This window comes from Candidatus Bipolaricaulota bacterium, from assembly GCA_035528115.1.
Classification (GTDB): domain Bacteria; phylum Patescibacteriota; class Patescibacteriia; order UBA11705; family DATKZF01; genus DATKZF01.
Window position 1 is genome coordinate 416,856 of the sequence record DATKZF010000003.1, and the last position, 24,130, is coordinate 440,985.

The 24,130-nt window shown below is 42.2% G+C and carries 28 protein-coding genes and 3 tRNA genes; 16 read left to right on the forward strand and 15 right to left on the reverse strand.

The annotated features are described in order from the left end of the window. Positions 1 to 248: 248 nt before the first annotated feature. The 4 genes from VMX18_04025 to VMX18_04040 all read right to left on the reverse strand — a co-directional run bounded on the left by VMX18_04025 (position 249) and on the right by VMX18_04040 (position 1,209). Positions 249 to 449 carry a cold shock domain-containing protein gene (locus VMX18_04025; GenBank protein HUT22530.1) on the reverse strand — a complete coding sequence of 67 codons (201 nt, stop codon included), beginning with the start codon at positions 447 to 449 and terminating at the stop codon, positions 249 to 251. 188 nt (positions 450 to 637) lie between these two features. Beyond that, positions 638 to 711: transfer RNA gene (locus VMX18_04030), tRNA-His, on the reverse strand. A 2-nt stretch (positions 712 to 713) separates the two neighbouring features. After that, a tRNA-Arg gene (locus VMX18_04035) sits at positions 714 to 789 on the reverse strand. A 63-nt stretch (positions 790 to 852) separates the two neighbouring features. Further along, complete coding sequence (locus VMX18_04040; protein HUT22531.1) at positions 853 to 1,209, reverse strand: hypothetical protein; 357 nt, start codon at positions 1,207 to 1,209, stop codon at positions 853 to 855. A gap of 277 nt (positions 1,210 to 1,486) precedes the next feature. Here VMX18_04040 and VMX18_04045 point away from each other — a divergent pair. Further along, positions 1,487 to 1,563: transfer RNA gene (locus VMX18_04045), tRNA-Arg, on the forward strand. 664 nt (positions 1,564 to 2,227) lie between these two features. Here the strand turns inward: VMX18_04045 and VMX18_04050 are convergent. Together VMX18_04050 and VMX18_04055 are read right to left on the reverse strand one after the other, a co-directional pair. Beyond that, positions 2,228 to 2,449 (reverse strand): DUF167 domain-containing protein, encoded by a 222-nt coding sequence (locus VMX18_04050; protein HUT22532.1) that lies wholly within the window; start codon positions 2,447 to 2,449, stop codon positions 2,228 to 2,230. After that, positions 2,446 to 3,054, reverse strand: a complete 609-nt coding sequence (locus VMX18_04055) for an L-threonylcarbamoyladenylate synthase (protein ID HUT22533.1) — start codon at positions 3,052 to 3,054, stop codon at positions 2,446 to 2,448. The genes VMX18_04050 and VMX18_04055 overlap by 4 nt, the downstream gene beginning before the upstream one ends. Before the next feature lie 173 nt (positions 3,055 to 3,227). On the opposite strand from VMX18_04055, the gene VMX18_04060 reads away from it, so the two are divergent. From VMX18_04060 to VMX18_04070, 3 genes are all read left to right on the forward strand, one after another. After that, complete coding sequence (locus tag VMX18_04060) at positions 3,228 to 3,653, forward strand: DUF192 domain-containing protein (GenBank protein HUT22534.1); 426 nt, start codon at positions 3,228 to 3,230, stop codon at positions 3,651 to 3,653. Positions 3,654 to 3,763: 110 nt separating this feature from the next. After that, complete coding sequence (locus tag VMX18_04065) at positions 3,764 to 4,600, forward strand: hypothetical protein (GenBank protein ID HUT22535.1); 837 nt, start codon at positions 3,764 to 3,766, stop codon at positions 4,598 to 4,600. Next, positions 4,597 to 4,998 (forward strand): hypothetical protein, encoded by a 402-nt coding sequence (locus VMX18_04070; GenBank protein ID HUT22536.1) that lies wholly within the window; start codon positions 4,597 to 4,599, stop codon positions 4,996 to 4,998. Before VMX18_04065 ends, VMX18_04070 begins: the two co-directional genes overlap by 4 nt. Before the next feature lie 50 nt (positions 4,999 to 5,048). On the opposite strand, the gene VMX18_04075 is transcribed toward VMX18_04070, so the two are convergent. The 7 genes from VMX18_04075 to VMX18_04105 form a co-directional block, all read right to left on the reverse strand. Further along, positions 5,049 to 5,396, reverse strand: a complete 348-nt coding sequence (locus VMX18_04075) for a hypothetical protein (GenBank protein HUT22537.1) — start codon at positions 5,394 to 5,396, stop codon at positions 5,049 to 5,051. Positions 5,397 to 5,449: 53 nt separating this feature from the next. After that, positions 5,450 to 6,223: an inositol monophosphatase family protein gene (locus tag VMX18_04080; GenBank protein ID HUT22538.1), complete on the reverse strand. Its 774-nt coding sequence runs from the start codon at positions 6,221 to 6,223 to the stop codon at positions 5,450 to 5,452. Then, positions 6,220 to 6,681, reverse strand: coding sequence for a metallophosphoesterase (locus tag VMX18_04085; GenBank protein HUT22539.1), 462 nt, complete (start codon positions 6,679 to 6,681; stop codon positions 6,220 to 6,222). Before VMX18_04085 ends, VMX18_04080 begins: the two co-directional genes overlap by 4 nt. A 51-nt stretch (positions 6,682 to 6,732) precedes the next feature. Further along, a complete protein-coding gene (locus VMX18_04090; protein HUT22540.1) occupies positions 6,733 to 7,287 on the reverse strand; it encodes a hypothetical protein in 555 nt (184 codons plus the stop codon). Positions 7,288 to 7,290: 3 nt separating this feature from the next. Next, the gene (locus VMX18_04095; GenBank protein ID HUT22541.1) at positions 7,291 to 8,136 is read right to left on the reverse strand and encodes a deoxyribonuclease IV; all 846 of its coding nucleotides are present in this window, start codon (positions 8,134 to 8,136) and stop codon (positions 7,291 to 7,293) included. Between the two features lie 520 nt (positions 8,137 to 8,656). Next, complete coding sequence (tig, locus tag VMX18_04100) at positions 8,657 to 9,964, reverse strand: trigger factor (GenBank protein ID HUT22542.1); 1,308 nt, start codon at positions 9,962 to 9,964, stop codon at positions 8,657 to 8,659. 306 nt (positions 9,965 to 10,270) lie between these two features. Continuing rightward, a complete protein-coding gene (locus tag VMX18_04105) occupies positions 10,271 to 11,233 on the reverse strand; it encodes a calcium/sodium antiporter (GenBank protein HUT22543.1) in 963 nt (320 codons plus the stop codon). 265 nt (positions 11,234 to 11,498) lie between these two features. Between VMX18_04105 and VMX18_04110 the strand changes: the two genes are divergently transcribed. The 5 genes from VMX18_04110 to VMX18_04130 all read left to right on the forward strand — a co-directional run bounded on the left by VMX18_04110 (position 11,499) and on the right by VMX18_04130 (position 15,375). Continuing rightward, positions 11,499 to 12,293: a TIGR00282 family metallophosphoesterase gene (locus tag VMX18_04110; GenBank protein HUT22544.1), complete on the forward strand. Its 795-nt coding sequence runs from the start codon at positions 11,499 to 11,501 to the stop codon at positions 12,291 to 12,293. A gap of 98 nt (positions 12,294 to 12,391) precedes the next feature. Then, positions 12,392 to 12,673 (forward strand): HU family DNA-binding protein, encoded by a 282-nt coding sequence (locus tag VMX18_04115; GenBank protein HUT22545.1) that lies wholly within the window; start codon positions 12,392 to 12,394, stop codon positions 12,671 to 12,673. 112 nt (positions 12,674 to 12,785) lie between these two features. Then, positions 12,786 to 13,280 carry an Hsp20/alpha crystallin family protein gene (locus VMX18_04120; GenBank protein ID HUT22546.1) on the forward strand — a complete coding sequence of 165 codons (495 nt, stop codon included), beginning with the start codon at positions 12,786 to 12,788 and terminating at the stop codon, positions 13,278 to 13,280. 8 nt (positions 13,281 to 13,288) lie between these two features. Continuing rightward, a complete protein-coding gene (locus VMX18_04125; protein ID HUT22547.1) occupies positions 13,289 to 13,504 on the forward strand; it encodes a DUF3006 family protein in 216 nt (71 codons plus the stop codon). Positions 13,505 to 13,509: 5 nt separating this feature from the next. Further along, entirely contained in the window at positions 13,510 to 15,375 is a 1,866-nt protein-coding gene (locus tag VMX18_04130) for a VanW family protein (protein ID HUT22548.1), read from the forward strand. Positions 15,376 to 15,579: 204 nt separating this feature from the next. Here VMX18_04130 and clpP read toward each other — a convergent pair whose 3' ends face one another. Further along, positions 15,580 to 16,152 carry an ATP-dependent Clp endopeptidase proteolytic subunit ClpP gene (gene clpP, locus VMX18_04135; protein HUT22549.1) on the reverse strand — a complete coding sequence of 191 codons (573 nt, stop codon included), beginning with the start codon at positions 16,150 to 16,152 and terminating at the stop codon, positions 15,580 to 15,582. A gap of 732 nt (positions 16,153 to 16,884) precedes the next feature. On the opposite strand from clpP, the gene VMX18_04140 reads away from it, so the two are divergent. The 7 genes from VMX18_04140 (at position 16,885) to VMX18_04170 (ending at position 23,757) form a co-directional block, all read left to right on the forward strand. Continuing rightward, positions 16,885 to 19,065 (forward strand): DNA translocase FtsK, encoded by a 2,181-nt coding sequence (locus VMX18_04140; protein ID HUT22550.1) that lies wholly within the window; start codon positions 16,885 to 16,887, stop codon positions 19,063 to 19,065. A gap of 21 nt (positions 19,066 to 19,086) precedes the next feature. Beyond that, positions 19,087 to 19,797 (forward strand): helix-turn-helix domain-containing protein, encoded by a 711-nt coding sequence (locus VMX18_04145; GenBank protein ID HUT22551.1) that lies wholly within the window; start codon positions 19,087 to 19,089, stop codon positions 19,795 to 19,797. 81 nt (positions 19,798 to 19,878) lie between these two features. Continuing rightward, positions 19,879 to 20,919: a recombinase RecA gene (gene recA, locus VMX18_04150; protein HUT22552.1), complete on the forward strand. Its 1,041-nt coding sequence runs from the start codon at positions 19,879 to 19,881 to the stop codon at positions 20,917 to 20,919. 143 nt (positions 20,920 to 21,062) lie between these two features. Continuing rightward, on the forward strand, positions 21,063 to 21,401 hold the full coding sequence (locus VMX18_04155) for a hypothetical protein (protein HUT22553.1): 339 nt from the start codon (positions 21,063 to 21,065) through the stop codon (positions 21,399 to 21,401). Between the two features lie 212 nt (positions 21,402 to 21,613). After that, on the forward strand, positions 21,614 to 22,630 hold the full coding sequence (gene tsaD / locus VMX18_04160) for a tRNA (adenosine(37)-N6)-threonylcarbamoyltransferase complex transferase subunit TsaD (GenBank protein HUT22554.1): 1,017 nt from the start codon (positions 21,614 to 21,616) through the stop codon (positions 22,628 to 22,630). Between the two features lie 4 nt (positions 22,631 to 22,634). Beyond that, positions 22,635 to 23,063, forward strand: a complete 429-nt coding sequence (gene tsaE / locus VMX18_04165) for a tRNA (adenosine(37)-N6)-threonylcarbamoyltransferase complex ATPase subunit type 1 TsaE (GenBank protein HUT22555.1) — start codon at positions 22,635 to 22,637, stop codon at positions 23,061 to 23,063. 10 nt (positions 23,064 to 23,073) lie between these two features. Beyond that, the gene (locus VMX18_04170; GenBank protein ID HUT22556.1) at positions 23,074 to 23,757 is read left to right on the forward strand and encodes a DUF3232 domain-containing protein; all 684 of its coding nucleotides are present in this window, start codon (positions 23,074 to 23,076) and stop codon (positions 23,755 to 23,757) included. A gap of 24 nt (positions 23,758 to 23,781) precedes the next feature. Here VMX18_04170 and VMX18_04175 read toward each other — a convergent pair whose 3' ends face one another. After that, a complete protein-coding gene (locus tag VMX18_04175; GenBank protein HUT22557.1) occupies positions 23,782 to 24,042 on the reverse strand; it encodes a hypothetical protein in 261 nt (86 codons plus the stop codon). Between the last annotated feature and the right edge of the window lie 88 nt (positions 24,043 to 24,130).

Below are 24,130 nucleotides of genomic sequence, written 5' to 3' on the forward strand. Positions count from 1 at the left end.
TTCAAGTCGTTTAAACTGAAAATAACGCGTTGAATGCGTTATTTTCTAAGCCTTCTGGTGTGCTTGGCCAGATGCTTGCCGAGCTTGGTTTTCTTTTTGGCATGAGTTGTTCTGGCCTTGGCCGCACTGTTTTGTCCCATATTTGATTGTTATTTCTTGATTTGTATATCATACCCTTATTTTTTTGATTTGACAAGCAAAAACAAAAGTCCGGCCGAATCGGCCGGAACTTATTGTAAAAACTTTTATTAAGCTTTTGAAACGTTGACCGCTCGAGGACCTTTTTCTGAATCCTCTACTTCAAAGGTCACGGCGTCGCCTTCTCGAAGATCATTGAATCCGACTCCAACGAGAGCGGATGAATGAAAGAAAACGTCCTTGTCGGGACTTTCATCGGAAGCGATGAAACCGAATCCTTTGTCAGTCAATCTTTTGATTGTTCCTGTCATAGTAAATTTAAAAGTGAATAAATCTGCAAAAGCCGCCTTTCGCAGAAATTCGACGGGTTTCTACTTGGTAAGGGGAAACTTTTTGCTCTTACATGATATCACATAATCAAAAAAAAAGCAATAGCTTGATCATTTAAAACAAAAAACGCCATATTAATGGTGCTTTTTGGCTGTTTTTGTGATTTCTCTGGGGTGGCTACTGGGAGTTGAACCCAGGCTAGCGGGACCACAACCCGCTGTTCTACCGTTAAACTATAGCCACCATGGCGTCCGCGGCTGGGCTCGAACCAGCAACCTACAGCTTAGAAGGCTGTTGCTCTATCCATTGAGCTACGCGGACATAAATCTGTCGCTATTATAGCAAATTCACGCCCGGGGGTCAATATTTAAAAAGCGGATTTTGTTAAAATCCACTTTTACGATGATATTGTCCTTTTCTTGTCTTGTTTTCCTTGTCCATGGTCGGCAAACTGTACACGGAAACGCCGATAAAGGGCTTCATGGAATTAGTTGTTCTGTCGTCGAGTCGTTTCGCTCTGGAAACATTGACTAATAGCTTGCAAATAGCTCTGCTATGGCGCAGTTTCTTGGCGGTAAGAACAAAGAAATTCTCATCACTTGATGATATTGACCAATCCAATGATTCTGGGTCTTTGAGATATCTTTTGATGTGGGATTGCAGTCGGGTAATGTCCACATCCCCGTTGCCGTTTCCTCCGTACATCTTTTGTAGGCTCTCGATCACGTCGGAGAGTTTCATGAAGCGCGCCTCCTTTGTTTTACTTTATATAATATGTGTTCAGTTGTATTTTGCAAGTATTTGAAAAATTTTTCGATTATTGATATAATGAATAAAGAGATAGTTTTTGTTGTTATATCTTTTGCGACCCACGTATTTATTTATTTTTAGCAAAAAATTGAAATAAGCGCGAGCATAACTTGGTGTTTTTGTTAAAAAATGGTATAAAATGTTTCACGTGAAACATTTTCGAATTTGATACGTGATTCATGTTCCGTGTTCCATGATTCATGAAAACGCACCCGTAGCTCAGTTGGATAGAGCGAGACACTCCTAACGTCTAGGTCGCAGGTTCAATCCCTGCCGGGTGCACCATCCTTCGCCAAGGCTTCGGCTGGCAGGCCATCCTTCGCGCTATCGAAGGATGCCCTTTGAAGCTTTAGCGAAGAAGGGCTTAAATTCAAAAAGTTAGTCGCTATATTTACGCACGCGCTTCGCCTGCCGTCTTCGACTCCCGTTCGGCCATGAGCTCACGGCCAAGTGGCGAGGTCACTCCCTTCGTTCGAGGGCCTGAGTGGCCCCTCAGGGCCGTCGAAGGCAGACTCGAGGAGCAGGCAGGGATGGCACCGCCATATTCGCGATAGTAGAGGATGTCCTTTGAGGCTATGCCGAAGAAGATTGTTATTAAATAAATGTGGTCAGCGTGTTCATTTGGGAATAATTCGCAACAAGAGTCCTTATTGTCTACAATGGTGTGAACTTTTGTCGTAAAAATGATTGAATTTGAGCAATGCAGAATCCCCTGTCTTGGTTGTGAGTATGTAATTACAAATCGAGAATTTAAAAAATGTTTCAGGTGAAACATTTTTTTTGATGGATGGGAATGTTTGTTTCCAAATTCTTTTTAATCTTGAACTGCTATTTTTTTAAATTCGTTTTATTTATTGTTTCACTTCGAAAAATGTTTCACGTGAAACATTGTCTTATCTTTTGCGACGCTTGCGAGTTGTTTTTATCTAAAATTAAACAAAACTTGATGCTAAATATTTATTGAAATTAGCTTATTTGAAGTGGTTTTGCCTGATTTTATGAAGATTTGATTTTTTGATACGTCAAAATGTTTTGCCAAAAGCGCGACAAGCCTTTCGTTTGCCTTACCCTTTTCAGGGATTATCGTTAATTTAGCCTTGAATTCAGTGTCAGATAGGGGAATAAGCTCTTCTTCTTTTGCTCTGGTTATCACTTTTACTTTTATGATCATAATATTTTGGAGGTATCGCCTTTGCCTTGCCTTATTATTTGAGGAACTTCTTCGGTCAAATCAATAACCGTTGATGGTTCATCGGCTATAATGCCGGCGTCCAAAATCAGATCTATTTCATCGCCGAATTTTTTTTCAATCTCAACGGGATTGGTGAAATATGGCTCACCTGAAATATTGATACTGGTTGAAATCAATGGATTGCCCAGCATTTTTGCGATATTTAGCGAAATTTCACTGTTTGGTATTCTAATGCCAATGGTTTTTCTCTTGGGCATTATGCGAGCCGGCACCAATTTTGTCGCTTTCAAAATAAAAGTATAGGGTCCGGGAGTCAGCATTTTTATTATTTTGAATGCCGCGTCGCTTAAAATGGCGTATTTTGAAATGTCCTTTAGATCGGAAACAATAAAACTAAGTCCGGTATTCGGATCTTTTTGTTTGATTTTATATATTTTTTTAATGGCTTCTTTGTTAAAAGCGTCAGCGCCAAGGCCGTAAATGGTGTCGGTCGGATAGACGATTACCCCGCCTTTTTTTAAAGTTTCCGCGGCGTGTTTTATTTTTCGATATTCCGGAGCTTCTTTGTTGATTTCCATTAGCATATTTTTTTTGTTAATTCCCCATATGTATCTTATAATGGTAATAAGAAGCGGGCAATAGGGATTGTCATGGATCATGGAACATAGAACACATAACACATAACACATAACATACGCGCGATAGAGGATAGGTATAGGCTTGGAAGCTGGAAATTTAAATAAGCCGATATGGCTTTATGAAAAAATTTTGTTCAATCTTTTTTTTGATTTTGACTCTGGCGGGATGTTCTAAAAATGCCCAGGTCTCAAATGTTTGTTTTGACCAAACTTGTTTTAATGTCGAAGTGGCTGACAGCGGGGAAGCGCAAGAGAGGGGACTGATGTTTCGTGAAAAGCTGGAATCGAATCAAGGCATGTTTTTTGTTTTCGATGAAGAAGATATATATTCGCTTTGGATGAAAAACACCTTAATTCCGCTTGATATGATTTGGCTCGATGAGAATTTGAAAATCGTTTCCATTTTCTCCAACGCCCAGCCATGTCAAACACCAACATGCGAATCGATAAAACCCTTGAAAAAAGCTAAATATATTTTGGAAATAAACGGCGGTGCGGCGGTTGAAAAAGGAATTGATTTGCATCAAGTCGCGACATTCAAATAAAACAGGCGCTTTGGTAAGAGGCTTTGTTTGGGGAAATTGATTGATAATCTTGTTTGATTATGAGCCCCCGTCATGTTATAATAAAAAAGTGAAATTACTAAAAACAAGATATGGCAATTTTAGAAAGACTCAAAAACATGGGTGCCCGAGTGGTTGGGTTGGACGAGGGATCAAAATTCAATAAGGAAACGGAGAGGTTGAAGAACGAAAAAGGAGTAACAGAGGAAGAGGCACAAAAAGAGATTTTTCATGAAACGCTGGAGCAGCTTAAGCAGGAGATGATGTTGACTGGGACAATAGACAGAAACTCTGCTGTTTTTCGTAAATTTGTAGAATCGGCAGGTGAAATTTTCGGGCCCGAAATGATGAATCAGTTTGAGATGGAAGCTAATAATCCTGAGAATTTTAATGATTTTCCCAAAAGTCCATCGGGGAAGGATTTAAATGGCGCGAGATCTGGATATAGCCGACGATTTAAGGGCGAGGTGCCGGATAGCAACGTATTGCGTGATGTCGCGGCGAAAAATATGGAGATTAACGCGGCCATAGACGCATTTGTTGCAGGGACCGGTGGCCCTGAGTCGCTCCAAAAATTAGTTGAAGATAATCCGGAGCTGGGTGCGTATCTGGGTAAAATTATTAAAAATAAAGAAAGATTAAATAAGCACGAAAAAAAATTTGGCCGAGACATTGCGTTTGAAAATGAAATGAAAGGCTTTAAGGAGACGGCAAAAAAAGAGCTTACCGATTTGCTGTGGAAAAATCCGGTAAAGTGGGCAAAATCTGTCTTGCATGCGGGTCTTAATCCGAGTTTTAAAAATTTTTTTAAGTTATGCAGTGACTCAGCTGAGTTCATGGGGAAATCCGTTTGGTCAGGCGCTAAATTTATTTTTAAGGGAATAAAAACTGGAGTTGCCGGCGTCAGAAAATTAACGGCAAAATTATGAATGACAATGAGAATTTGCAACAACTGATTCAATCCTCGTTTATTGCCAATGATAAAAAGCAAACGTTGTTCGATTATTTAAATACCCAAGGAGCAACCGAGGAATTTTTTAAATTATTTGATCAATATTTGGTTGAGGAAACAGAAAAAATAAAAAATAGGTATATGGAAATCATAAAAGGATTCGACTCGAAGGCTGCGACTTTGGACCAGGAGACTAATGCAAAGAAAGAACAGTTATCAAAAGATTTGGAAGTGAGATTGTCAAACGCCGAATTAAACGCGGGAGAAGAGGATGCGACTTGGGACGAATATTATAGGGCATTAGATAAATTGCGGGAGGATTACCAGGCTGAAATTAAAAAGATAACGTCAGAAGCGGTACTTTCAACACTTTAATCAAAAAAACTGACTCAGACGAGCAGTTTTTTTATTATAAATTTTTTAAATTACAGACTTGATTTTGGAAAAGGCTCCATTTCAAGAATTTTTTTTGCCTCAGTTTCTTCAAGCACATTTTTATTTTTCAAGACCTTAATCAGTTCTATCAATTTCGTGTCTTCTTTTCTCATCAGTATTGTAAGATCGCCACGCAAATCAGCAAGTTTATCGTCGAGGTAGTCTTTCGTGACCATTTGCGATCTAATGCCGCCGATCTCTGATTTCATGCTGCCGATCTCGGATTTCATACTGCCGATTTCGGATCGTATTTCTTCAAATTGCGGATTGACATTATCTTCTATTACTTTGCCCATTTCCACGGCTATTTTTTGTAGGTCTTCATTGGTTAACGTCATATTGTTTGTTTTTTATAGTAGTATTTTAGAACGATGGCTTTTTATTGTCAAACTTATTTTATTTTCTTCAAATCCTTCAAAATCGCTTGATGGATTCTTTTATTTGACGCGACCATGTCTTTGCTTTTTACATTCCATTCTTTGCCCGCAAAATCCGTAACTTTTCCTCCGGCTTCGCGCAAGATTAATACTCCGGCGGCCACATCCCATGGATGCGCGCCCGGAATCAAGATTGAATCAGTTCTGCCAGAAGCGACATAGCAAAGCTCAAGGGAGGCGGAGCCGAGCTGTCTGATGAAGGAAGCTCGCAGTTTATAATAGCTGTAAATTTTAATGGCTTTTTTCCATGAATTGACGCCCGTGCCATGGCAATAAGTTAACAGCGCGTTGGAAATTTTATTTCTATTGGAAACTTTTAATTTTTTATTGTTCAAAAATGCTCCTTTGCCCGGTTCGGCGACATAAAGTTCGTTGACCGCCGGCGCGTAGACAACGCCCAAAATAATTTTCCCCTGATGCGCCAAAGCGATTGAAACCGCGAATAGGGGATTGTGCATGAAAAAGTTGGTGGTGCCGTCGAGCGGGTCAATTATCCAAAGGTAATCGGATTTATTTTTCGATCTGCCGGTTTCTTCGGACAAGATAGCATGATTGGGAAAATGTTTTTTGATGGCTTGCGCGATGATTTTGTTGGCGACCAAGTCGGCGGAGGTGACCAATTGATGTTTTGATTTGTATTTGGCCGTAAATTTGTGGGAATTGTAAAGTTTTAATAATTCATTTCCCGCCGTTTTTATCGTTTGAAGGGCCATTGATTTGTGATTCATACGTTTTCCAAAATTTTTAATTCCAAGTTGTTTGTTTCAGTGTCCAGCACCGCGAAAGTCGCCTTGTAGAACATGCCGGACAGGTTACCGGGATTAACGATAAAGGTGTAATACATCTTTTCGATCCACGGCTTGTGCGAATGGCCGTAAAAGGCATAGTGCATGTCGAGATCTTTCAAAACCAATCGCTGGGCCGTGTCGATTCGATGAGCCATGCCTATTTTTATTTTATCGATTTCAAAAGTTTTTTTTCTATCAAGTTTGATTTGGTCCGCGTTGCCTTTGACCGCGTGAATTTCTCCCTTGAAATTATCTTGAAAATAATTCCAAGTTTCCAACGAAGCGATGTCGCCGCAGTGCATTATAAATTTAATTTTTTCCCCTTTGCAATAATCAAGAAACTTTTTAATATTGGGCAGATTATCATGCGAGTCTGAGATGATGGCGATTTTCGACATAATCATTGAAATTTGGCTATTGATTTATATTTGTGATTCGCTATTTGGAATTTATTCGATCGGTTTATCCGCCAAAGCAGGAAGATCTTGAGCGACTCGATTCCAGATTTCGCGTAATTCAGCTGTGTTGTAATATTTTTCAAAGCGGAGAGATATTTCTTCGGGCGAAATTTTAATTTCCACGTTTTTCGAATGTAGCCAATCAAGCAGTTCCTGCGAAGGAATATAATTTTCAATCGGCGCTTTATCGAAGGAGATGTTCTGAGAATCTTCATTTTTAAATCCGGATTCCCAAGTCCTGTAGCCTTTGGCGCGCAGAGTCCTGATTGCATCCAAAATTTGAGGTTCGATGAATTCGATATAAATTCCCAATTCTTTTTCCTCAGCGGTCATTTCAGAATTTGTTTTTTTCCTTCCCCCAACGGCTTTTTCCGATTGGTCAATAATTTGTTTTCTTAGTTGGGCAAATTTTTGGAAAAGCTCCATTTTCTCCCGAGCAATGTTGAATCGTTGCCTCAGTCGTTCGACTTCTTCCGGCGCGCCGGCTTCTAAAATTCGACTGACTTCTTCTTCTCCCAATCTGTTTGGTTGTTCAATCTTTGGCATATTTCATTTATGATTGCTTCTCATTTTTTTCAGCATTTCAATGTTGTGTAAGTCGGATCTGTCGTCCTCCTTGGGAGTTTCAATGATGAAATTCACGTTTTGCAGTTTGGGGTGGTTTATCAGCGCGGAAAATCCTTCCGGTCCGATTTCGCCTTGGCCGATGTGCTGATGGCGATCTTTGTGCGAGTTGAATTCGGCCAAACTGTCATTGGCGTGAATGAGTTTCAGTTTATCGAGGCCGATTTGCTCATCGAATTTTTTTAAGGTTTCATTGACCGCTTCCTTTATCCTTAAATCATACCCGGAAGCGAAAGCATGAGCCGTATCAAAGCAGACGCCGACGTTTTTTGATTTTATATTTTGTAAAATATAGGCTATTTCTTTGAAATCATCGCCGAGAATTTTGCCGGAGCCGGCTGCGATTTCCATTAAAAATTCCGTTTTGCCGCCATAGCCGTCCAGAATTCTATCAATGCTTTTGACCGTCTCGTTTAGCGCATCAGTTTCTTCGCGCTCGCCCGCGCTGCCAAGATGCGTCATCATATATTTGGCTCCCAAAAGCGAGCCCCGTTCCAATTCTTCCCGGCAGGCATTGATGGAGCCGTGTTTTATTTTATTATTCAATGACGCCAGGTTGATATAATACGGCGCGTGAATGTAATAATCCGACAATTTGTTTTGCTCGCAATTTTTTTTGAATTCCTCGATTTCCATTTCGGCCAAATCTTTTTTCCCTCCGCCACGCGGCGATCGCGAAAAAAACTGAAAACATTCGCAACCTATTTTGGCCGCGTTTATCGGGGCGTTTTGAATGCCGCCGGCAATGGATACATGGGAACCGATAAGCATAGAGATTAGAAACTAGAAACTTGAAATTGGGGAATGGAAATTTGAAACCGGAAATTATCCGCCCGAGGCGGATCCGCCTTTGGCGGAGAAATTGGGGATGGAGAAATCTATTCGGAAGAATTAGGAAAAGATCTCTCCGCTTCGGTCGAGATGACAACGATGGTTAATTAGGAAAAGATCTCTCCGCTTCGGTCGAGATGACAACGATGGTTAATTAGGAAAAAATCTCTCCGCTTCGGCCTGCCCCGAGCAAGGTCGAGGGGTCGAGATGACAACAGCGTCGGCCTTGTTTCTCTGTTTTCTGTCTCATGTTCTTTTGTTGCGTGTTTCATGATACATGCTTCATGAACATTATAACAAAAGCGGCTCAAGAGAGCCACTTTTCTGTGAGAGCGAAGCGGGCGAGGAAGAGTCCCGACGAATCGGGATGACGACGAGCCCAAGCCGCGCGCAGCCGCACCACCTGCCCCCCGCCCCGAGGGAGGGGGGACAAGGGGGGAGGGGAGATGAGCTTATTTGATTAAGAAACAGTAATATTATCTTTTAAAAATTGGATTACTTTTCTATTGGCGATCAAATTGCCGAAATATCTTTTGGCGTTTTCCGATTTGACGCTTTTTTCCAATTGCGCGAGCTGTCCTTGATATTCGGGTCGCAATTTATATGAAGCCAAAGTTTTGTCTTGCTCGTCTTCAATTTCTTGGTCCGTCGCTTCGATTTTTTCTTTACGGGATATTTCCCTGATGGCCAGGGCCGTTTTCACTCTTTTTAGAGCGTCAGCGGTGAAATCGAGCATCAGATCGCCTTCGGTTTTATTAAGATGCTTCAAATAATCCTCAAAATTCAAACCTTGCCGCCCGATATTATCCTCGAGTTCATGAACCATTTTATGAGTTTCATCATTGACCAGCGCGTCCGGTATTTCTTCGAACGTTGATTTTTCGATTAATTGCTCGATGATCTCAAGTTCTTGCTTTTGTACGTTTTTTTGCTTTTGTTCCTCGGTTAAATTGATCCGTATTTGATTTTTCAAGCCTTCAACGTCTTTTAACCCCAGCGCTTTCGAGAAATCATCATTTAATTCGGGCAGATCTATTTGATACACGGCGAGTACTTTCACTTTGAACTTCGCTTTTTTGCCCGCGATTGATTTTTGATGATAATCTTTGGGAAATGAAAGTTCGAATTCCTTGGTGTCATCTTTTTTCAGACCGACCACTTGCTCTTCAAAGCCCGGAATCATTTTGTTGTCGCCGATAACTATTGGATATTTTTTCGCTTGTCCGCCGTCGATCGGCACTTTGTCGACAAAAGTGTCGAAATTTATTTCGACCCTGTCCTTTTGTTGAGCGGCTCGGTCAACCAACATTTCCTTGGCTCGCATTTTTCGCAAATCATTGATGACCTGTTCTATTTTAGCGTCTTCGATTGTAATTTCAGGAAGTTTTTTTACCTTGATTTTGATGTACTCGCAAATTTCAATTTTGGGCAATAAAGACGCGGTCGCTTTGTAAATAAAAGAATTTCCCGGAGCCATTTTTACAATGTCCAATTTCGGTTGATCGATCGTCTCCAGTTTTTCTTTTTCCAATGTTTGATAATAAGTGTCGGAAATCATGTCGGTCGAAGCGTTTTGCAAAAGCGCCATTTCGCCGAATTGGCGAACGCAAGTTTCAAACGGAGCTTTGCCCGGCCGAAAGCCTTTGATCGGTTTTTCCGCTGACAGCCGTTCGGCCGCTTTTTCCAAGTACGGCTTTATTTCTTCAACGGACAATTCAATGGTTAATTCAATGACTTTTTTCGGTAGTTCTTTTTTTGTGATATTCATAGGGTTACAAATTATGAATAAATACAAATATTACAAATGGTTGCAAATTATTACAAATATCAAAATATCTTTTATTCGTAACTTATTTGTAGCATTCCTGCCTGCTCCTCGAGTCTGCCTTCGACGGCCCTGAGGGGCCGCTCAGGCCCTCGAAGGGAGCGACCTCGCCACTCGGCCGTGAGCTCGTGGCCGAACGGGAGTCGAAGACCGGCAGGCAGGTGTACGGATTTGTAAATTTGTAATCAATAAAAAATAATCGTTTATTCAGATTATCATATAAATGAATGTTCATCAAGTCTTGGCCGTTCAGACGGTAGAAAATACTAACACGACCAGATAAGCGATGTATAAGCCCACGAATACGGCGCCCTGCCATTTTTCCAATTTATGCTTTTTGCCCACGAACATGAAAATAAAAAGAAGAAAGGTGGCGAAAATACAGACGATGATATCTCGGTTTAGAGCGGTAGTGAAAGAAAGCGGTCTGATAACTGCGCTCAGTCCCAAAATCCAAAAAAGATTGAAAATATTGGAGCCGACCACATTGCCGATGGCGATATCGGATTGTTTTTTATAGGCGGCGATCGCGGACGTGGCCAGCTCCGGCAAGGAAGTGCCGATGGCCACGACGGTCAGGCCGATGACAGCTTCGCCGATGCCCAGTTGATTGGCGATCATAATCGCGCCATCCACTATCCATTTGCCGCCGAATGTCAGTCCGGCCAAGCCCAAAGCGATCATGATGGCGGACAGCAGCATGCCATGAGTTTTAATGTCTGAATCTTTTTCTCCATCATGAACTTTGGCGATGCTGAAAGTGTAATATAAAAACAAAGCGAAAAACGCCAATAAGATAATCCCATCGATTCTGGAAAGCATGGAGACGGACGTTTTATCGAAAAAGGAATCATTTACCAAAACAAATACCACCAATATGGCCATCAAACTGAAAGGAATTTCTTTCCAAATCGTGCCACGTTTTACGCTGAGCGCGCAAATAAGCGCTGATACTCCCAAAATTAACAAAATATTGGCAATATTGCTGCCAATGATGTTTCCCACGGCCAGATCGCCGCTGCCTCGAATGCTGGAAATGATATTGACCACCAACTCAGGAGCTGAAGTGCCGAAAGAAACCACTGTCAGACCGATGACCAGCGTGGAGATTTTAAATTTTTTGGCGATTGAAGCCGCGCCATCCACCAGAAAATCCGCTCCTTTGATCAGGAATAAGAATCCGGCGATAAAGAAGATGTAGGTTAATGCCATAATTGGTAACTAATAAAAAGTTTAAAAGGTGGTAGCTGGTAGCTTTTTAGGTAGCCACCTAACCAGGGGATTCATGATACGGGAATAGAGCCCCTTATTTGATTATAACATAAAAAATCCGGTCGCCGGGAGAGTCAGGTGAATTAACAACACGATCTGTTGTCGCCACTGTTTTTTTCTGCTAAAATAAGATATAGTTGAATATAGCTTGTAGTTTATTAGGTGGCGATATATTAACCTAACCTCTTAATTTTTATCTTTAAATATGCTAAAAGTGATTTTTATCGGAGATATCGTGGGGAAAATCGGCCGGCAAGCGGCCTTGAAAGCCATTGCCAAATGGAAAAAACAATATAAGCCCGACTTGATCGTGGCCAATGCCGAGAATTTGGCTCATGGCAAAGGCGTTACGGTTTCTATTTTGAATGAAATGCAACGAGGAGGCATTGATTTTTTCACCTCAGGCAACCATGTCTGGGATAAAAAAGAAGTCTATGATATTTTCGCGGACCCGGCCGCGCCGATTATCCGGCCGGCCAATTATCCGGACATGGTGCCCGGCGATGGCTATCGCGTTTTGACGATCGGCAAGAAAAAAATTATGATCGTCAATATTATCGGCCAAGTTTTTTTTAAGGAATATTTTGATTCGCCGTTTTTGACTTTCGATGAAATTTTGAAAGAAAAGCCGGCTGATGTTAAGATTATAATTGTCGATTTCCATGTAGAGGCCACAGCGGAAATCAAATGCATGGGCCATTATTTGGACGGGCAGGTAAGCGCGCTGCTCGGCACGCATACCCATGTCGGGACTTGTGATTATCAGCTTTCGGACAAGGGCATGGCTTATGTCACTCAAGTCGGCATGGTCGGAGCCAAGGATTCGAGCTTGGGTTTGAAATTCGAACCGCTTATAAAGAAGATGATCACACAATTACCCGCAGCTCACGAATTGCCGGAAAAAGGCATTGTCGAGGTTAACGCGATTTATCTGGAAATAAAAGAGGATGGCGTTGCCAGGAAAATTAAAAAATTATACGAAGAAATTGAAATTAAATGAATATACAAGATTACAGATTTGTGTACAGATTATACGAGATAATTTCCAATCTGTATGATCTTGTATGTAAATCTCGTAATCTTGTAACTTAAAAAAATATGAACAAAGCGGAATTAGCAACCAAAATCGCCGAGAAATGCGGCGTGACAAAAAAACAGGCCGAGGACATGCTGGAATGCTTTGTCTCCACGACGGTCGCCATGTTAAAGCAAGACGGTGAAGTGGTTTTGACCGGCTTTGGCACCTTCTCGTCTCGCACCAGAAAGGGTCGAGTGGGCGTCAATCCTCAGAATACCTCGGAAAAGATTAATATTCCTCCTACCAAGGTGGCAAAATTCAAGGCGGGCAAAGCTTTGAAGGACGCGCTAAAGGCGTCATAAGTGAAGAATATGCCGACAGCTTTTGTCGGAGTTTGAATTTGAACTTGCCGAGGCGAAAATAATAACAAAATTCTTGCCGAGGGAAGATTTTTGTTTTATAATTAAGTTGCATATGTCGGATAAAAACAATCAACCGTTTGATTTTCTTGAAAATTTTTTGGCGGAAAATCAGAATGTGTTTTTGAAAAATTACAAAAAAAATTCGGTCGAACATGAATGGCCGGAGAATTTGTATTCCTCCGAAAAAGGAGCTGAAGATTTGCAAAGGGAAGAAGACGGACAATTGGCCATAGACGTTTATCAGAAAGACAATGAAATCGTCATTCTGGCCGCGATTGGCGGTCTTGATTCGGACAAGCTTGATATTTCGCTTCATAATGATATACTCACCATTCGCGGAGAGCGAAAAACGAATGAGGAAATCGGAGAACATGATTATTTTTATAAAGAATGCTATTGGGGAAAATTTTCGCGCTCGATAATTTTGCCCGTGGAAATAAAGGCGGATGAAATAGGCGCGACCATAAAAAACGGCGTTTTGAAAATAGTGTTGCCCAAAGCCAATCCCGAGCGAAAAATCAAACTTAAAGTTTTGGACGAAGAATAATGAAATTTATGAAAGTGAAAATTTATCTTGATAGAATCGAGGAGGGCAAAGCTGTTTTTTTAACGGACACAAAAAAACAATTGATAATCGACAGTGATTTGTTTGAAGAAAAATTAAAGGAAGGGCAAGTGTTTTGGCTTGATTTTTCAGTTGATGAAAAAGAAGCCGAGGACAAAAGCGAATTGGCTAAAAAAATATTGAACGAAATAATTTCGGATAATTAATTGTCATGGCAAAGGAAGAGAAAGAAAAAAAGAATTTTAAAAATCCGGGTCGGTTGTTTTTCGTGGCGGCCGGCGTTTTTTTGTTTGGCGCCTTGGCTTTTGCGTTCGTTTTTACTTATCAAAAATCCCATGAGGGCAAGATATATGATAGAGTGTGGGTCGGTGAAACGGAATTATCCAAAGCCACCATTGATTTGGCCAAACTGGCGATGAGCAAGGAATTCAATGATAAGTACGATCAGGGCTTTGTTTTTGTTTACGGCGATAAACGAGAAAAAACATTAAACGACTATGAGGTGCTTTTGGGCGTGGAGGCGCAAATGGCCGCGCCTGATTTTGAAAAAACGGCGCAGGACGCCTTTGGAGTCGGACGTTCGGGCAATGTGTTGATTGATTTGAAGGATCAATTGTTCGGTTTGATTTTCGGGAAAAGGATAGACTTGTCGTTTTCTTTGAACCGCGATTATTTAATCGATCAGCTCAAAGAGGCTTTCGGAGAATTCGAGGACAATGCCAGATCGGCTGAAATCGAGGTGTCCGTGAAGTCGAAAGTCAATAAAGAAATGGAAGTGAAAATAATTCCCGAAAAAGAAGGCGTGGGTTTTGATTACGAAAAGTACGCGGACATGCTGGCGGATAAAATAACGAGATTGGACAATAGCGACATTTCGATGAAACTGGAAAAGCAATCTCCGGCCATCAAAGCGGCCGATGCCGGCGGCATTGCGCAAAAAACAACGGAGTTGGTGGCGGACAATGACGAGATAAACTTTGTTTTTGAAGATCAAAAATGGACGGCGTCCTGGTATGATTACGTCTCTTGGTTGGCCTTGGACAAAGCTGATAAAAACGAAGTGATTTTGACTTTCGATAAAACGAAATTTGAGGAATTTCTTCAGCCCATAATCAAGGAAATTAATATCGCGCCAAAGAACGCCAGATTTGAATTGGCGGACGGCAAAGTGACCGAGTTTCAATTGAGCAAAAACGGCAGAGAGATAAATATTGATCAAACATTCGATGGATTAATCAATCTGTTTTTCAAGTCCGGAGAAAATGAAATAAAATTGGCGGTTGAAGAAAAATTGCCTGATGTGAATACGGAAAACATCGCGGACATGGGCATCAGAGAATTGATCGGATCGGGCACATCCAATTTCAGCGGCAGTCCGGCAAACAGAAGATATAACATTAAAATCGGTTCGAATTCATTGCATGGAATATTGATAAAGCCGGGCGAAGAATTTTCTTTGGTGAAAAATCTCGGCAGAATCGACGGCAGCACCGGTTATTTGCCCGAGCTGGTGATTCGAGGCAATAAGACCGTGCCGGAATTTGGCGGCGGTTTGTGCCAAGTGGCCACAACTATGTTTCGCGCGGCGATTGACACCGGTTTGCCGGTTACGGAAAGAAAACCGCATTCATACAGAGTTTCATATTACGAGCCGGCCGGAACAGACGCCACCATTTACGATCCCAGTCCTGATCTGAAATTCATCAATGACACGGGACAGTATATTTTAATTCAAACCGCAATTTCCGGAGATACTTTGACCTATGAATTTTGGGGCACGTTCGATGGCAGAACAGTGGAAGTCACTGAGCCTAAAATTTTTAATATTACCTATCCCGGTCCGACCAAGGAAATCGAATCCCCGGATCTGGCTCCCGGAGTGAGAAAATGCACGGAGCGGGCGCACAATGGAGCGGACGCGGTTTTCTACAGAATCATCACCCCTGCTTCGGGGGACGCAATCAATGAAACTTGGTCCAGTACTTATCGGCCATGGCAGGCGGTGTGCTTGGTCGGGCCCAGCGAAGCTCCGGTAGAAGAAAGTTCCAGTGATGCCCCGGTGACCCCTGAAAATTAATTGATAAAAAAAGACGCGCCATAAGGCGCGTTTTATATTTAAAACGTCCTCAAACGGACAGACAAGAAATTTTTATCCTGGTCGAATCTAGCCGAAGCCTGATTTGACCATAAATAAAAACCCCATGCTTGTCGTGTCTGTCCGTTTGAGGACGCTTTTGGGCCGACATAATAGTATAGCCTATTTGAAAAGGATTGTCAATGGCTAGAATATCTTATCGATTAATCCGTAATCTTTCGCTTCTTGCGGGCTCATAAAATTGTCTCTATCAGAGTCTTTTTCAACCGTTGCTACGGGTTGCCCCGTGTGCTTCGATAAAATCTCGTTTAGACGATCTTTGATTTTTAATATCCGTTCCGCTCTGATTTTAATGTCGGAAGCTTGGCCCTCGGCGCCGCCCATGACTTGATGAATCAGTATTTCGGAATTGGGCAGAGAAAATCTTTTGTCTTTGGCTCCGGCAGCCAAAAGCACGGCCCCCATGCTGGCGGCCAGGCCGATGCAAATAGTGGATACATCGGGTTTTATGTACTGCATGGTGTCATAAATCGCCATGCCGGCAGTGACAGAACCGCCGGGACTATTGATATATAATTTGATATCTTTTTTGGGATCTTCGCTTTCCAGGAACAATAATTGAGCGATTACGGTGTTGGCTACATTATCGTCAATGGTTGAACCCAAAAAAATTATGCGTTCTTTGAGCAATCTTGAATAAATATCATAAGCTCTTTCGCCGAAATTGGTTTTTTCAATGACTGTTGGTATCAAATTCATAAATTACAAATAGTTAATTCTATTTAGGACAAGCTAGGTTTAGGTTTAACTGTTTTGTTACAAATCGTTGCTTCTAATTAACTTGCCTTTGCCTAGAAATTGCGAATAATTAATTCTATTAGGACAGGCTTGGTTTAGGTCTAATTGTTGCTACAGATTGCCGGCGCCCGATAGCTTTGCTGGGCGATGAAAATTGCGGATAAATATTCAATAGCGTTTTCAACTTGTGATTATTACATTTTAAAAAATTATTGTCAATCAGTCAAAGTTCTGGTTGTGTGGAAGTGTCTTATTTTAGCACAAATTATCCACAATTTACTAACAATCGCTAATATTTGGCTGAAATGCTGTTGAATATGGGACAGATCGGTAAAGACGGTTTCTGGGCTCCGTTGACAGGTTGTGATATATATGCTATGATATATAATCAATATCATTTCGCGTGGTTAATAAAAAGATATAGGGGAGAGAGTGGAGGGCAGAATTTATCAATATTGGCCTTGGACCACAATTACCTCTATATCTTTTTGTTAACCAAGAGCCCGCCTTTAGTCGGTAATACATGGAAAAGGCGTTATTCTTTCAAAAACTTTCAAGTGAGTAGATAGGTATCAATTTCTCTCTCCTCATATCTTTTAGGAGGTCCAGCTTATCTACTCGCTTGAAGGTTTTTTTAATCTTTATCAGTTAAACAAAATGTGTTAGAATACAAAAGACGATAAAATATTTCCCATGGCCAGAAGAAAAAGAAAAAAAATAAAAGAAGAGCCCGTTCGCGAAAAAGAACTTAGCCCCGAGGCAAAAAAGGGGATAGTGGTGGTTTTTATATTCGCCGTTGGCGTGCTTTCCTTTTTGAGCCTGTTGCAAATGGCGGGCAGAATAGGGATTTTTATTGATTCCGCTTTAAGCATATTCATCGGTTGGACCAAATACGCCTTTCCCATTTTAATGATCATCTACGCTTATCTTCTGTTTCGAGATGAGCGATATCAAATAACCAAAGCCAAATATGTTGGCTTTTTATTTTTTGTTTTGAGCTTTAACGCGCTTTTACATATTTCCTATGCCGCGAGTGAGGCGCTCGAAATGTCGGCCAGCGGCCTTGGCGGCGGATTCCTGGGATTGGTTTTAAGTTACCCGTTGCAATTTGTGATGGGAAAAATCGCGACGATTGTAATTTTATTGGCATTGCTTTTGATCAGCTTGCTTTTAATGTTCAATACTTCCATAAAAAATCTTGTTTTCGGAAATTCTCGATTGGCGTTTTTAAAGCGCCCGTTCGGAGTGTTATTCGCTCGAAAAGAAGATGAATCATCTGAAGAAGAATCGGAAACGGAGACGGTTGAAAAAGCGACGCAGGAGTCTTCTATTGAAAATGAAGAACAGGATGAAAAGAAGGTGGCAAAGGAATTAAACGAGTCCGAGGAAACCGCCGTTCAATTTCCCAACAAAGGAATTAAGATTGATTTGCCCCTGACATTATTGAATAAAAAAACGAGCAAGCCGACCAGCGGCGACACTAAGGTCGGCATGGAAAAAATACAAAAAACTTTGGAGAATTTCGGTATTGACGTGCAAATGGAAGGAGTAAGCATCGGACCGACCGTTACTCAGTACACGTTCAAGCCGGCGGAAGGAGTGAAATTATCACGCATTACCGCTTTGAATAATGATTTGGCTTTGGCGCTGGCCGCCCATCCGCTGAGAATCGAGGCTCCGATACCTGGCAAGTCGCTGGTGGGTATTGAAGTCCCCAATAAGCAAGCGGCCACCGTATGTTTGCGTGAATTACTGGAAGCTCCGGAATTTAAAACGAGAAAATCCAATTTGGCCCTGACTTTGGGCAAAGACGTTTCGGGCAAGACTTGGGTTTATCCTTTGGAAAAAATGCCTCATTTGCTGGTGGCCGGCGCGACCGGCTCGGGCAAAAGCGTTTGTTTGAACACCATGATTATCAGTTTGCTTTATCAAAATAATCCGGATGATTTGCGCATGATCTTGGTCGATCCCAAGAGAGTGGAGTTCCCCGTATATAACGGCATCCCTCATTTATTATCCCCGGTTATAACGGATGTCACCAAGACCGTGAATTCACTGCGTTGGGCCATTTCGGAAATGGATAGAAGATATGAGATGCTCGCCAAGAGCAATAAGCGAAATATCGAAGGTTATAACCAAAGCAACCCGGAAGAAAAATTGCCGTATTTGCTTATTGTGATAGATGAATTGGCGGATTTGATGATTTCCGCCTCGTCGGAAATCGAATCGTCAATCATCAGGTTGACGCAAATGGCCAGAGCCATCGGCATTCATTTGATCGTGGCCACGCAAAGGCCGTCGGTCGATGTCATTACCGGTTTGATCAAAGCCAATATTCCTGCCAGAATCGCTTTTAGCGTGGCTTCGCAGACCGATTCTCGAACCATACTTGATTCGTCCGGAGCCGAGAAGTTGCTGGGCAAAGGCGACATGCTTTTTCAAACCGCGGAGCTGAGCAAGCCGCGCAGGATCCAAGGAGCCTTTGTCGGAGATGACGAAATAAAGAGAGTGGTTGATTTTCTTAAAGAAGCCAGCGGCGACCCGGAATATAACGAGTCCGTTACGGAAAAAAACAAAGGAGTTCATACCAGTTTTGATTATAATAATGACGATGGTGATAGCGATGAATTATATGATGACGCCGTGGAAATAGTCGCTCGCGCGGGCAAAGCCTCCGCCTCCTTGCTTCAACGCCGGCTACGCGTGGGTTATGCCAGAGCGGCTCGTTTGATTGATTTGCTGGAAGACAATGGCGTGGTCGGCCCGGCTGACGGAGCTCGGCCGCGCGAAGTATTGATGTCACTCGACAAAATGTCCCAAGGAGACGCTCATGAAGCGGCGCCGACGGAAGATGATGAAGAAAATGAAGAATAGTCTAATGTTTCAAAGTGTTCTATGATGGTCAGTTTCAACAACAAAAAGATCAACGCTATTAAAACTCTGGGCGAGAAATTGCAGGAGCATCGTTTGAATTACGGATTGAGTTTGGAATCGATCTCCAAAGAGACAGCCATTAATTTGAAATATTTAATCGCGCTTGAAAGCGATAATTATGAAAAATTGCCGGCGGATATTTATACATGTAATTTTTTAAAAAAATACGCTGTTTTTTTGGATCTGAATCCGGAAACGGCGATTGAAACTTACGTTCAGGAAAAAATTTTATATTACAAAACAAAAAAACAATGCAAAGAGATTAGGGATAAAAAAATAGGAAAAGTAAGAAAGGTTGTGAATTTTTTTCTTTCTCCGGTTTTTTTGAAATACTCTTTCTCCGTTGTGGTCGTGGCGGCCTTGTTGATATACATCGGTTGGAGCGTCAATAGAATTTTTACGCCCCCGCATTTGGTGATCATGGAGCCGCAAGACAGTTTGATAACCGTTTCGCGTCAATTATGGATAAAGGGAGAGTCCGAGAAGGAAGCTTTTTTAACCATGAACGGTCAGGAAATCATCAGCGACCATGATGGACGGTTTTCAAATAAGGTAGATTTGCAAAAAGGTTTAAATGTCATTAAAATAACAGCAAGGAAAAAGCACAGTAAGGAAAACGTGCAATATTTGCAAATTATATTGGAGGAAACCGGCAGTGTGTCTCAAAAATAAATCAGGAGGGTTGTTTCTTGTAATAAATAAAAATCTTTTCCATGCTTAAGATTTTTTTAAATTCATATGAAGGACACGGAAATAAAAGAAAAAAATCAGGCGGCCGAGCAAGCGATCAGTCAGATTAAAGAAAAATTCGGAGACGGTTCAATCATGCTTTTGGGAGAAGCGAAATCCATGAACGTGGAAACCGTTTCAACCGGATGTTTATCCCTAGACATAGCCTTGGGAGTGGGAGGCGTGCCCAGAGGGAGAATCATTGAGGTGTTTGGCCCTGAAATGTCTGGCAAAACAACCTTGTCCCAGCATATAATCGCCGAAGTTCAAAAAATCGGGGGTATCGCGGCATTTGTGGACGCCGAGCACGCGCTCGATCCGGATTACGCGAAAAAAATAGGCATCAATATCAATGAAATGCTTATTTCTCAACCCGATACGGGCGAGCAGGCGCTGGAAATCGTGGAGACATTGGTTCGTTCCAACGCGATAGACATTATTGTCGTGGATTCCGTGGCCGCTTTGACGCCAAAGGCGGAAATAGAAGGCGACATGGGCGATCATCACATGGGATTGCAAGCCAGATTGATGAGCCAAGCCTTGAGAAAATTGGCGGGTATTATTTCCAAAAGTAAAACGATCGTGATTTTCATCAATCAAATCAGGCACAAAATCGGCGTGTTTTTCGGCAATCCCGAAACTACCACCGGAGGCAACGCTTTGAAATTTTATTCTTCGGTTAGAATCGAAGTTCGGCGTTCAGCTCAAATCAAGCAGGGCGAACAAATCATCGGCAATAGAGTTAAAGTAAAAGTCGTGAAAAATAAAGTGGCCGCGCCTTTTCGAACCACTGAGTTTGACATCATGTACAATGAAGGCATTTCCTTGTCAGGTGATATGCTGGATACCGGTTTGACTTATAATGTCATTTCAAAATCCGGTAATTCATACAGTCATGGCGAGGAAAAATTGGGCGTGGGCAGGGAAACGGCCAAGAAATATTTGAAAGAAAATCCAAAACTGATGAAACAGATCAGAAAGGGAATCTGGGAAGCGGTTAATGGGAAAAGGGAAGAAGAGCAAGGACAAGGACAAGGACAAGGACAAGGACAAGAAGTCAAATAATTGATTATAAAAAAACCGTCTGAAATATGGCGGTTTTTTGATTTTAAATGTTTTATACAAATTTGCCTTTATGCTTGACAAATATAATAATTGTGATATAATGAACAGTCGACATAACGTCGTCAGTCAAAAGGAGGAAAGCCATGCGCGGAAAAAAAGGAAAAGGCGGGGGTGTGCCTCCGCAGCTTCGAGTCGTCTCCGGCACTGGGAAGTCGAACCAGAAGGGAGACGAGCCGCCGACCATGCAACAGGCCGGCCAGATGCAGTTGCACGAGCACACCATGCGTTTCGATACGCAAACCACGGTGTGGCTCTTGTGGCTGACACAGGAGCTCCCGTTCCCGAACAGGGCGACAGCGATGTCGGCCTTGATCAAGGAAAAAATCGAGGAAATTAAAATGTCGAAGCAGGGCTGGCAGCCCTGCTATCGCCGGGGCAATGAGGTAGTCCCGGCCGCGCGCAAGCTGCCTCCGAAGGAGTAGTATCATTCGCCAAGGCCGACTCCGGCTCTGGCGTCAAGATCCGAGGGACCTTTCTCTCGGATTTTATTTTTGTGATTTACTTTTGGCTTGGATTATGCGAAAATAATTAATAAGTGAGATTACAAGATTACGAGATTTGCATACGAGATTATACAGATTAACCCGATCTCGTACAATCTGTACACCAATCTGTAATCTCGTAAATCCAATTTATGAAGATATTAGCCATTGAAACCTCCTGCGATGAGACCGCGGCTTCAGTCGTTGAAATAAAAAACGGCAAATTCGCGGCTTTGTCCAATACGGTTTCATCTCAAATAAAAACTCACGCCAAATACGGCGGCGTTATTCCGGAAGTCGCCGGTCGTCTTCATATTGGAAAAATAATTCCGGTGATCGATGAAGCGTTGAGTTCCTCAAAAACGAAAATTGCCGAATTGAAAGCTTTGGCCGTGGTGTCGGGACCGGGCTTGGCGCCGTCTCTTCGAGTGGGCGTGGAAACGGCCAAAGCTTTGGCTTATGTCTGGCAAAAGCCGCTGATATCGGTCAATCATTTGGAAGGCCATATCGCGGCCGGTCTTTTTGAAAATAAAAAAGTTGCCATGCCCGCGGTTTGCTTGATCGCGTCCGGCGGCCATACTTCTTTGATTTATATAAAAAGCTGGGGCGGGTACGAAACAATCGGCCAAACCAGAGACGACGCGGCCGGAGAAGCCTTTGATAAGGTCGCGAAAATCATGGGACTTGGTTATCCGGGAGGCCCGCTGATTTCCAAATTGGCGGAAAATGGAAAAACCGGCCGATTCAAACTGCCTAGGCCGATGATTGATTCCGGCGATTTTGACTTTAGCTTTTCCGGTTTGAAAACAGCGGCTCTTTATTTGTATAAATCCAGAAAAACTTGGACTAAAAAAGACAAGGCTGACTTGGCCGCGGAATTTCAAGACGCGGTGATTGAAGTTTTGGTGGAAAAATCAATGAGCGCCGCGGAAAAATTAAAAGCCAAAAGTTTTATTTTGGGCGGTGGCGTTTCCGCCAACAAAAAATTGAGAGCAACGCTCAAGCGAGCCGGCCAAGACATCAAGGGCTTGAGCGTTTTTATTCCGCCTTTTGAATTCACCACTGACAACGCGGCCATGATCGGCGCGGCCGCGTATTTTCATTATAAAAATAAAAATTTTGTTGATCCGTTTGATTTGGTTGCGGAGCCACGATGGAGATTGATTTAAAAATATGGAAAATATTTATGCCGTTAAAACCGAAGCTCAAACCAAAAAAATTGCCGGGGACTTCGCCAAAACTTTGAAAGGCGGGGAAGTGATTTTATTATCCGGAGATCTGGGCGCGGGCAAGACTTTTTTCGTTCAGGCCGCGGCCAAGGCTTTGGGAGTTAAGGAGCAAGTGACCAGCCCGACTTTTATATTGATGCAAATTTACAAAGCGTCCAGAAATAAAATTAAAAACGTTTGTCATATTGACGCTTACAGGCTCGGTTGCGTGAAAGAATTCGAGGCGTCCGGGCTGGATGAATGTTTGTATCGAGACGACACGGTGTCATTTATCGAATGGGGAGAAAAAGTAAAGACGCTGATGCGCGGAGCGATTGAAATTAATATTGAAATTAAGGAAAATGAACGAGTTATAACCATTGATAAAAATTAAAAAAATTATTATGAAAGAAAAACCGCAAAATATTGATTTGAGTTATTGGCACAATCAAAAAGAAGGAGGCTTCGATCCGGAAACAGGGGTTTTGCACGAGCCGGGATCAGAGGAATACGAAAAATGGCTGAGATTTTTGGAATATGTCGAAACCAGCGGTAAAAAGGAAACAGAGGAAACGCAAAATTACGATAAATTAAAAAATGTCATTGATGAAATAGACAAGGTTAACCTGAGTGAAGATGAAGGAGATAAAGAGGCTGAAAAACAATTAAAGGAACAAAAGAAACGAGCCAAGGAATTATTGGATAACGCTCTTTCATTGGCCATTAAATACATTGAGATAGTTCTTTCGCAGGAAAAGAAGGTGAAATTCATCGGCCAAGTGGATATGAAAGCGATAATCTCATCGGACGAAAGAAGAAGCGCCGCGCACAATGCTTTAATCAGTTCATTGATTATTGCCAACAGATATATTTATCAGCATTTCGCTAAATTGCCGGAAGCGAAGCTGGATGAATTCATTGCGCAAGAAGAGGACGCGAACAGAGATTACATTGAGGTTGAAAGAATCGATTTGACCGAGAATACTTTTTTGCCGTTGTCAGTTAATTTGAAGGATCGATATTCGGTGTCTCGCTGGGCTTATGATTTGATGAGGGAATTGGACTTTCGCAGCGAAGCGAAATTATAAAAAGAAGGAGGTGCTCCTTCTTGATTAGAGTTTTTTTCGCAGTTCTTCGAAGCAAAGTTCCCTTACCAATGCGCTGAACGCGGACAACTCGCAAGGAAATTTTTGTCGCTTGCACGCGGCCAGCAATGCTTCAAGTCGCTCTTCGTAGATTTTTTGGGCGTTCTCGTTGGGTTTGCCGAGCAGGCTGTTTTTTCGGGTGGTCAGAAATGCCGTGAATACCTTGATGAGAGGCAGTCGCATTTCTTCTGTCAACAAGAAGTCTCGAAGCGACTGATTGGGTTGCATGGGCGGTCTCCTTGTTGGGGGAAAATTTATTCTATCCTATTTCATAAAATATGTCAATAATAAAACCGCTCTCAGAGCGGTTTTATTA

Excerpts from the sequence above, each read along its gene's own strand:
- VMX18_04025 (HUT22530.1), bottom strand. The coding sequence starts at position 449 with ATGACAGGAACAATCAAAAGATTGACTGACAAAGGATTCGGTTTCATC.
- VMX18_04040 (HUT22531.1), bottom strand. The coding sequence starts at position 1,209 with ATGAAACTCTCCGACGTGATCGAGAGCCTACAAAAGATGTACGGAGGA.
- VMX18_04050 (HUT22532.1), bottom strand. The coding sequence starts at position 2,449 with ATGATCATAAAAGTAAAAGTGATAACCAGAGCAAAAGAAGAAGAGCTT.
- VMX18_04055 (HUT22533.1), bottom strand. The coding sequence starts at position 3,054 with ATGCTAATGGAAATCAACAAAGAAGCTCCGGAATATCGAAAAATAAAA.
- VMX18_04060 (HUT22534.1), top strand. The coding sequence starts at position 3,228 with ATGAAAAAATTTTGTTCAATCTTTTTTTTGATTTTGACTCTGGCGGGA.
- VMX18_04065 (HUT22535.1), top strand. The coding sequence starts at position 3,764 with ATGGCAATTTTAGAAAGACTCAAAAACATGGGTGCCCGAGTGGTTGGG.
- VMX18_04070 (HUT22536.1), top strand. The coding sequence starts at position 4,597 with ATGAATGACAATGAGAATTTGCAACAACTGATTCAATCCTCGTTTATT.
- VMX18_04075 (HUT22537.1), bottom strand. The coding sequence starts at position 5,396 with ATGACGTTAACCAATGAAGACCTACAAAAAATAGCCGTGGAAATGGGC.
- VMX18_04080 (HUT22538.1), bottom strand. The coding sequence starts at position 6,223 with ATGAATCACAAATCAATGGCCCTTCAAACGATAAAAACGGCGGGAAAT.
- VMX18_04085 (HUT22539.1), bottom strand. The coding sequence starts at position 6,681 with ATGTCGAAAATCGCCATCATCTCAGACTCGCATGATAATCTGCCCAAT.
- VMX18_04090 (HUT22540.1), bottom strand. The coding sequence starts at position 7,287 with ATGCCAAAGATTGAACAACCAAACAGATTGGGAGAAGAAGAAGTCAGT.
- VMX18_04095 (HUT22541.1), bottom strand. The coding sequence starts at position 8,136 with ATGCTTATCGGTTCCCATGTATCCATTGCCGGCGGCATTCAAAACGCC.
- tig (HUT22542.1), bottom strand. The coding sequence starts at position 9,964 with ATGAATATCACAAAAAAAGAACTACCGAAAAAAGTCATTGAATTAACC.
- VMX18_04105 (HUT22543.1), bottom strand. The coding sequence starts at position 11,233 with ATGGCATTAACCTACATCTTCTTTATCGCCGGATTCTTATTCCTGATC.
- VMX18_04110 (HUT22544.1), top strand. The coding sequence starts at position 11,499 with ATGCTAAAAGTGATTTTTATCGGAGATATCGTGGGGAAAATCGGCCGG.
- VMX18_04115 (HUT22545.1), top strand. The coding sequence starts at position 12,392 with ATGAACAAAGCGGAATTAGCAACCAAAATCGCCGAGAAATGCGGCGTG.
- VMX18_04120 (HUT22546.1), top strand. The coding sequence starts at position 12,786 with ATGTCGGATAAAAACAATCAACCGTTTGATTTTCTTGAAAATTTTTTG.
- VMX18_04125 (HUT22547.1), top strand. The coding sequence starts at position 13,289 with ATGAAAGTGAAAATTTATCTTGATAGAATCGAGGAGGGCAAAGCTGTT.
- VMX18_04130 (HUT22548.1), top strand. The coding sequence starts at position 13,510 with ATGGCAAAGGAAGAGAAAGAAAAAAAGAATTTTAAAAATCCGGGTCGG.
- clpP (HUT22549.1), bottom strand. The coding sequence starts at position 16,152 with ATGAATTTGATACCAACAGTCATTGAAAAAACCAATTTCGGCGAAAGA.
- VMX18_04140 (HUT22550.1), top strand. The coding sequence starts at position 16,885 with ATGGCCAGAAGAAAAAGAAAAAAAATAAAAGAAGAGCCCGTTCGCGAA.
- VMX18_04145 (HUT22551.1), top strand. The coding sequence starts at position 19,087 with ATGATGGTCAGTTTCAACAACAAAAAGATCAACGCTATTAAAACTCTG.
- VMX18_04155 (HUT22553.1), top strand. The coding sequence starts at position 21,063 with ATGCGCGGAAAAAAAGGAAAAGGCGGGGGTGTGCCTCCGCAGCTTCGA.
- tsaD (HUT22554.1), top strand. The coding sequence starts at position 21,614 with ATGAAGATATTAGCCATTGAAACCTCCTGCGATGAGACCGCGGCTTCA.
- tsaE (HUT22555.1), top strand. The coding sequence starts at position 22,635 with ATGGAAAATATTTATGCCGTTAAAACCGAAGCTCAAACCAAAAAAATT.
- VMX18_04170 (HUT22556.1), top strand. The coding sequence starts at position 23,074 with ATGAAAGAAAAACCGCAAAATATTGATTTGAGTTATTGGCACAATCAA.
- VMX18_04175 (HUT22557.1), bottom strand. The coding sequence starts at position 24,042 with ATGCAACCCAATCAGTCGCTTCGAGACTTCTTGTTGACAGAAGAAATG.